This is a genomic window from Microcoleus sp. M2_D5 (assembly GCF_036701935.1).
Lineage (GTDB): Bacteria > Cyanobacteriota > Cyanobacteriia > Cyanobacteriales > Microcoleaceae > Microcoleus.
On sequence record NZ_JAUBRP010000135.1, the window covers coordinates 1 to 8,457 of the forward strand.

Below are 8,457 nucleotides of genomic sequence, written 5' to 3' on the forward strand. Positions count from 1 at the left end.
CCGTGTCTGCGGTTCGATAGCCTGCATTTTGCGGTTTGATAGCTTGTCTCTTTTAAGATACAAGGGGCGGGTTCGCCCGAATCTGTGACACTCATCGACAAATGATAAAAACCCGCCCCCACCCCACGACTATATTCAAAATCGTCCTAACCATCCGGGCGATTGCTATACCTGACAATGACAGATAGTTTCGTCATTCTTACACGAAAAAAAAAGACTACCAACCATGACAAATGACCGCCGCTTAATTGAAGACTTTATCCCTATCAAAGAAATCTCGGTAGAAGCTGCACGGGAGAAGTCGATTCGCAAAGGTCACATTTCCACCCTACATTTATGGTGGGCGAGACGGCCTTTAGTCGCAGCAAGAGCGGCGGTTTTTGCATCCCTAATAGCGGCACCAGAAACACCACAGAAGCGCACAGCATTGAAACAAGCAATGATTGATTTGTGTAAATGGGAAGCTGGACAACCTACTATTGATAAAGCGAGAAAGCAAATCCTAGAAGCGCAAAAACTTCGCCTGAATTTACCGCCAGAAACACCATTAAATCAAGTGCCGCCACCAAAGGTTTTAGATATGTTTTCTGGTGGCGGGGCTATTCCGTTAGAAGCGTTGCGTTTGGGGTGCGAAACCTACGCAGTTGAACTCAATCCGGTGGCTCATATTATTGAGCTTTGTACGCTAGTTTATCCCCAAAAGTACGGCAGAAAATTAGCCGATGAGGTGGAAAAATGGGGCAATTGGGTGATTGAAAAAGTCCGAGGAGAAATTGGTGACTTATACCCTGATATTAAGGTGGGGGAAGTTGTGCCGCAGGAATCTGAGCAATTAGAGTTATTTGCACCAAAAGTTAAGCAGTTAACTCTCGCACAAAATCTCACCCCTGTTGCATATTTATGGACGCGCACTGTTAAATGTCCTAACCCTGGTTGTGGCGCTGATGTTCCTTTGGTGCGGCAAACTTGGCTTTGCAAGAAGTCTAAAAAGTATGTTGCACTTAAGGTGATTCCTAATCACGAAACGAAGCGGGTGGAGTTTGAAGTTGTCGAGTCTGCAACGGAAAAAGGGTTAGGTTTTGACCCGGCGGCGGGTAGTTCGCGGGGTACTTCAACTTGTCGTCATTGCGGGACAACTGTGCCTACTAAACCCTATATTCAAGAACATGGAAAAGCTGGTAGAATCAGTCATCAATTGATGGCAATTGTTTGTAATACTTCAGGAGAGAAAGGTAAAACTTATTTGAGTGGTACAGCTTATGAAAAATATATCCCTAATGAAATAGAAATTAAAACTAGGTTACAAAATTTGGTTAAAGAAATAGGAATTAGTACCCCGGATGAACCTGTAAAAGTGTGGTCTGGTGTTTTTAATGCGCCTCTATATGGTTTAGATACATTTGAAAAGTTATTTACCTCCCGTCAATTGCTGTCGCTGATGACGCTTGTTAAGTGGGTGAGGTTGGCGCATCAGGATATGGTGTCTCAGGGGTATGAGGAGGAATTTGGGAAAGCCGTTGCAACTTATCTCAGCCTTGGGGTTACAAAAGTTGCTAATAGAGGTAGTAACTTGGGGGTTTACCATACAGGGCGCGAAACTATAGAAAGCCCTATTGGTAGCGGCAGGCTACCGATGTGTTGGGACTTTCCCGAAACTAATCCAATAGGAGGGAGTTCTGGTAACTATTCTGACGGTTTAGACTGGACTATTCAAAACGTGCGAAACTTGGCAGAAATTAGTAATGTAGCAATTGCTAAAAGACAGCCTTGCCAAAAATTAGATATATCCGATTCTAGCTTAGATGCAGTTATTACTGATCCTCCTTATTTTGATGCTGTTCCCTATTCAGATTTATCAGACTATTTCTATGTATGGCTAAAACGCAGTATTGGACATCTTTTCCCGGAACATTTTTCTAGTCCACTTACCCCCAAAAAAAACGAAGCCACTATGGAACCTTCACGACATGGGGGAGACAAGAAAAAAGCAGCCCAAGCTTATGAAGACTTGATGCACAAAGCATTTTGTGAAGCCAGCAGAGTGCTAAAACCAGGGGGCATGATGGTTGTAGTTTATGCCCACAAAACTACCGCCGGTTGGTCAACATTAATTGATTCTCTCAGGCGGGCTAAATTTACCATTACTGAAGCATGGCCGCTTGATACTGAACAGCAAGGAGGATTGCGCGGTCTTAGGGCCTCTCTCGCTTCCAGTATCTTTTTAGTTGCCAGAAAACGGGAAAAACCCCACCCTAACCTTCCCCTTACTAAGGTGAGGGAACAAGAATTATCTAACTTCCCCCCTTACCAAAGGGAAACTGAAGGGGGTACAGGCGACTACGCCACAGAAGTCCGCCCATTGCTATCAGAAATCGTGCGCGACAGAGTAAAAACCCTGATGTCAGAAGGAGTTACCGGCGCAGACTTAGTAATAGCTTGCATCGGTGCCGGACTCCGCGCCTACACCCAATTTGACCGCGTAGAACTCCCCAACGGAGACGAATTAGATGCCAGTTCTTTCCTAGATGAAGTACAAAAAGAAGTAGCTGAAACCATCTTGGGCACTGTCTTAGGATGCGACCAAAGAGGAGTCTCAGCCGTCGATAAACCCACCCAATATTACATTCTGGGACGCTACGAATACGGCGAAGCCATTGTCGAATTTGACGAAGCCAACACCCTAGCGCGAGGTATAGGTGTCGAATTAGACGGCGCTAGCGGTTTAACTGACGGCAAACTTGCCCTAGTCAAAAAAACCAAAAATCAAATCCAACTAAAAGACTATCAAGAACGCGGCGCATTAGAAGACTTAGGCATTCAAAAAACCGAAAAACAGCAAACCTTCAACGTCAAACCCCAAGCCATAGGCAACGCCCCTAGCTTAATTGACATCCTGCACCGCTTGCTGTGGCTATCAGAAAATAGACCACAAGGCATCTATGAATTTTTGAGTTTAGCACAGCCAGACACCACCCAATTGCAGTTAGTAGCCCAAGCCTTAGCGGGTCGTGCTTTAACACCAGAGGCAGGAGGAATCGAAGGCCACACTACGAACCGCACCAAGGAACAGCAAACAATAGACACCTTACTAGCATCTTGGAAGCGACTTATAGAAGAAAACTTATTTACTAAAGGAAGTTAAGTTTTAACCATGTCTTACAGTGACTTTAGTTTAGATAAAGCCGTCAAAACCTTTAAGTTAATAACCTCAGAACGAGTTAACTTATTCGCCGAAACCGCTGAGATAGAAGGCAGCAACATTTTAACCCAAACCCTGCAATATAACGTACCTTTAGCCCTAGCAATGAATACAGAAAAAGCCCGTTCTGAATTAATTATTGCTCCAATTTTACTAGAATTGAGGAGACAACTGCAAGATAAAATTAGTTTATTCTCAGGAACCGAGTTTAATATTGCCCCCGAATTAGGTTTAAATGGAATTTGCGATTTTCTGATTAGCAAAGACCCCGAATTACTGTTTATTCGTTCGCCCGTTGTAGCTTTAGTAGAAGCCAAGAAAGAAAATATTAATAGCGGTTTGGGGCAGTGTGTAGCCGAAATGGTAGCAGCAAAACTATTTAACGAACAAGAAGGCAATAATATCGGCACTATTTATGGGGTTGTCACTTCGGGCAATATTTGGAAATTCCTTAAGTTAGAAGCACAAGTTATCAGTATTGATGCGGTTGAATATTATCTGCAAAACCTGCCTAAAATTCTCGGTATTTTAGTAAGTTTTATTCCCGATTAAAGCTCAAGAAACCTGGTTTTTCACTTTAATTGAGGGTTGTTGGCTAGTATTTGGGTAAAAAAACCCGGTTTCTGGCTACCATAATGCAATACGGTTCAGTTAACGGTTTGTATCGCCCGGAGATCCCCCTAAATCCCCCTTAAGAAGGGGGACTTTGAGGAATTTCTTGTCCCCCCCTTATTAAGGGGGGTTAGGGGGGATCAGATTCTACGGGGCCTCATAAAAAATTGGTATCACCCATAATGACAATACCGCCTCGCGATGACAACATCTCCCTTTCTGCCAATAATAAAATAATACAAACTCTTACCAAAAATTATGAACACCGCCTACCAAATCAAACCTTGGACACAAGTTGTTACTCCCCACGCCGATATTTTAGAAGGAAAACTAGATAACGCCACCTACGCGGCTAGCTTAAGTTCAGTTGTCCGCAATTCCCCAAACTGCCCCAAAGTTTACCGCGATGCCCGTGATTTTTTTAATGCTACTTATCTGACAGCAGAATTGAGAAAACTATTAGAAAGTGTTGTCAAAGGATTGTGTGGAGAAGCCGGCGACAGAGTTTTACAATTGCGTACACCCTTCGGCGGCGGTAAAACCCACGCTTTACTGTGTTTATATCACCTTGTCCAACACCGAAGCCAACTGCAAGGAATTCCACAATTAGACACTTTACCCAACCCAGGCGAAGTTAATGTGATTACCTTAATTGGTTTAGATATTGATATCACGGGCATTCCTATTGAAAACGGCCCAACTGTTCTCACACCTTGGGGCTATTTAGCGTGGAAAATTGGCGGTTATGAGGCTTATGCCCTGGTGGAAACAGAAGATAAACAACGCATTGCTCCTGGTAATGACAAGCTGCGTCAAATCTTTGCTGACAAAACAGTTTTGCTGCTAATGGATGAGGTGATTGTCTATGTCGAAGGCGCAATGGCTTTAACGGTAGGGGAATCAAATTTTGGTCGGCAAATCCTCACTTTTATTCAGAAGCTGACTGAAGTTGTCCGCGAATTGCCCCGCGCAGTTTTAGTTTATTCTCTACAAGCTAGCGTGCAAGAAGCTTTCGGGAATGAAGGGGTATTAAACACTTTAGATAAATTAGTCAGTCGCATTGATGCGAAAAAAGAACCTGTGAGTGGCGATGAAGTAATGCGCGTCATTCAACGCCGCTTATTTGCTGATGTGGGCGACCCAGCTATCATCAAAGAATTGGCGCGACAACAAGCTGAATTATACCGCAAATTCCGGGAAAGTTACGCAGAAACTAATCGGGAAAAACAGCAAATACAGCAACAAGTAGAATTACTAGCAGAACGTATTGAAATCAGCTATCCTTTCCACCCGGATTTACTTGATTTAATGTATCATCGCTGGGGAAGTTTACCGAGTTACCAGCGCACGCGGGGCGCACTACAATTTCTGGCTTCTACTGTTTACGGTTTGCGAGAGGCAAATGATAGTTCTTGGCTAATTACTCCCGCTAATATTCCGTTCCATAATGAAGCCACCCGCAGCGCTTTCTTTACCCAAGTCGGAGAAAGAGAAGCTTACAGTTCTGTCTTGAATGCTGACTTAATTGGTCGGAAAGCTAAGGTCAAAATAGTAGATAATCGCATTGGTCAAGATTCCCCGGCTTTGGCACTGTTAAAAGTAGGAAGTCGCCTCACTTCTGCTATTTTAATGTATTCTTTTGGTGCCAGAGGTGGAGAAGACCGAGGCATTTTGGAGCAAGATGTTATCGCGGCTTGTCTCGCCCCTGGATTGGAGCGCACAACAATCACGGCGACGCTAAGTGACTTGCGAGAACAGTTGCTTTATTTGCACTATGTCGGTAAACGCTATCGCTTTGAAACTAAAGCTAATCTGAATAAGTTAGTGGCGGATGAGGAAAGCAATATTAGTGGGGAAGAAGTGTTAGAACGTATCCGTACAGATTTGAGCAAGGCTTTACAAAATCCTCGCGGCAAAGTCGTGTTGTGGCCGAAAGATTCTGCGGCAATTCCTGATAATCTTTCTCAGTTTAGTGTTGTCTATCTTGACCCAAGCTGGGCGGAAAAAAGCCAGGAATTAATATTAGCTGATGCCTTGACATGGCTGGAAAATCGTGGTAATGATAAACGGGATTACAAAAATGCTTTGGCCTTTGTGATTCCGAAGGTGGTGCAGATGGAGAAGGCGCGAAAGGGGGCGCGGACAGCGTTGGCGATTTCTTCTCTGCTAGAACAGAAGAAAAAATACAAGTTCACTGCGGGAGATACGGAGGAATTGACTAGCAAAGGTCAGGAATCTGCGAATGAAATCAGCGCGGCAATTCGCCGTCTCTATGAAGATATTCTGCTACCGGTGCCTGACACAACTAGCAATGCTCCTCTGCGTTTGGAAATGATTGATTTGCAGTCTCAGCTTAATACGAGTCAAAACCTGCAAGACCGGGTATTGGATGCTCTGAAAAATTATGTTTTTGATTCGATAACGCCGACTAAGTTAGTGCGGCTTTCGGGTTTGGAAAGTTCGGAAACTGAATTTATCAAGGGTGAGGAATTGGTGGGTTACTTTTTCCGATTCCCCAATTTTCCGAAGTTGTTGGGTGTTGATCCGATTAAGAAAGCTATTCTGGAGGCGATCGCCAATGGCGTTTTGGGTTATGTCCCGCGCTTGACTATCAATGCCGATCGCCCTCCGAATGTAGAAAATCCTGCCCTCATCAGCTTTGCTAAGGGAATTCCGGCCGATGAGTTAGATTTGTCGGGGTATTTGTTGTCTCCTAGCTTGGTAATGAAGCTGCGGGCGATCGTACCAGCAGACGAAAATCAGCAAATTCTGGTTTCTGACTCGGAAAATGATAGCAATACCAGCAGTGGCGATGTTTGGGGTGAAGTCAGCCGCACAACCAAAGCGGCAGGGGAAGACAAAAAAACCGTTGAATATAAGTCGGAAACAAGCAGCATCAGGCGTTCTGTTTTGGTTGACATAGTAGATGGGAAACAAAAAGCCCACCACTACACTTTGAACGCGATTACTAACAAATCCCAAATTTTTGAGTTGTTTCAAATACTGCCAACACTATCTGACAAAGCGGATGATATGTCAATTACAATTGAAATTAAGGCACACGCAGTTAAGGGATTTGACCAGAATTGGCTCAGGAATGCGATCGAAGAACCTCTCGACGAAATGGACATTAAGGCATCTACACGGTTGGAGTAACAGCTTCAGCGCTTAAATTGCATATTCGGGCCGCTGCTGGGAGCAACGCCCGCCTCATTGTTTGATTGATTTTTGACACAAAATGTTTATTTGCCGCAACAGCTTATAGGGTTAATCCAAGTTTAGTTCCTATTCTCAGTCGTTGGGTGGGGGCGGGTTTATTATATTGTTGGTTTCTGACATAAATGGTTGGTGAACCCGCCCCTACGGTAATTTGGGGAAACACGCTTATTTCCGAGATTTGTGGCTGGGTGGGGGCGGGTTTTTGAGATTGTTAGTTTTTCACATAGATTGTTGGTGAAACCCGCCCCTACACGCTATCGTAGGGGCGGGTTTTACGAATAATATTTAATACCAGCCGACAATCTAGATAAACCCGCCCCCACCCAACCAATAACCTAGATTAACCTGATGTGCGATCGAATTTCACAAATGTAGATGCCGATTTGTGGCTGGGTGGGGGCGGGTTTTTGAGATTGTTAGTTTTTCACATAGATTGTTGGTGAACCCGCCCCTACGATAGCGTGTAGGGGCGGGTTTTACGAATAATATTTAATACCAGCAGACAATCTAGATAAACCCGCCCCCACCCAACCAATAACCTAGATTAACCTGATGTGCGATCGTATTTCACAAATGTAGATGCCGATTTGTCGTTGGGCAGGGCGGGTTTATTTATTTTCTCAATTAGTGGCAAAAATGGTTGGTGAACCCGCCCCTACAATAATTGCGGGCGATCGAGATTTTTTGTCGGGCAGGGCGGGTTTATTTATTTTCTTAATTAGTGGCACAGATGGTTGGTGAACCCGCCCCTACAATCATTTTTCAGGGGCATTTTCTTGATCTACTTGTTCAAAATTCACTTTATTATAGATATCTGCCACAGCAATTTCAAAGGATACTGAAGCAAGCGCGATCGTCTCATCCGATTCATTGTACTCAGCAAACGACCATCGCTTATCATCCGTCTTAGAAAAATGTTCGATATATCTCCGATTTTGGTCTAGCAATAAGTATTCTTCAAGAGTTGGAATCGTGCGGTATCCCTCAATTTTTTTGCTGCGATCGTATCCTTTAGTTGAAGCTGACAAAACCTCAATAATTACTCTGGAATTGGTAATCGTATCGGTGCGGTTATTATAATACTCCGGCTTCCCACATACTACCATCACATCGGGATAAGTATAGATGCGCTTCTTGGGTATCCACAAGCGGACATCGCTCATGAAAACTCGATAGTCTAGTTTTTTGAACGCAAAATTTAGTTCGGTACTGAAATTGAGCGCTATTTGATTGTGATTTGTAGAGCCACGGGCCATAGGAAATATTTCACCGTCAATGTATTCGCTTTTGTAGTCAGCAGCTTCTTCTAGTGCTAGATATTCCTCCATCGAGTAGTATCGTTGTTCAGTAAGGAATGAGAATTAAATAACTTCCACAAGTTTGTGGGATGGGCGTCCCGCCCGTCTTTTAAGGACGGGCGGGACGCC

At 44.0% G+C, this 8,457-nt stretch carries 4 protein-coding genes; 3 read left to right on the plus strand and 1 reads right to left on the minus strand.

Features of this window, described 5'->3' with window-relative positions; all coding sequences use genetic code 11:
* Positions 1 to 226 precede the first annotated feature (226 nt).
* The 3 genes from QUA50_RS28605 (at position 227) to QUA50_RS28615 (ending at position 6,967) form a co-directional block, all read left to right on the plus strand.
* Complete coding sequence (locus tag QUA50_RS28605) at positions 227 to 3,142, plus strand: DUF1156 domain-containing protein (protein WP_333268660.1); 2,916 nt, start codon at positions 227 to 229, stop codon at positions 3,140 to 3,142.
* Positions 3,143 to 3,151: 9 nt separating this feature from the next.
* Entirely contained in the window at positions 3,152 to 3,751 is a 600-nt protein-coding gene (locus QUA50_RS28610; RefSeq protein WP_333268658.1) for a hypothetical protein, read from the plus strand.
* A 318-nt stretch (positions 3,752 to 4,069) separates the two neighbouring features.
* Positions 4,070 to 6,967 (plus strand): DUF499 domain-containing protein, encoded by a 2,898-nt coding sequence (locus tag QUA50_RS28615; protein ID WP_333268656.1) that lies wholly within the window; start codon positions 4,070 to 4,072, stop codon positions 6,965 to 6,967.
* An 818-nt stretch (positions 6,968 to 7,785) separates the two neighbouring features.
* Here QUA50_RS28615 and QUA50_RS28620 read toward each other — a convergent pair.
* Positions 7,786 to 8,358 (minus strand): Uma2 family endonuclease, encoded by a 573-nt coding sequence (locus QUA50_RS28620; protein ID WP_333268654.1) that lies wholly within the window; start codon positions 8,356 to 8,358, stop codon positions 7,786 to 7,788.
* Between the last annotated feature and the right edge of the window lie 99 nt (positions 8,359 to 8,457).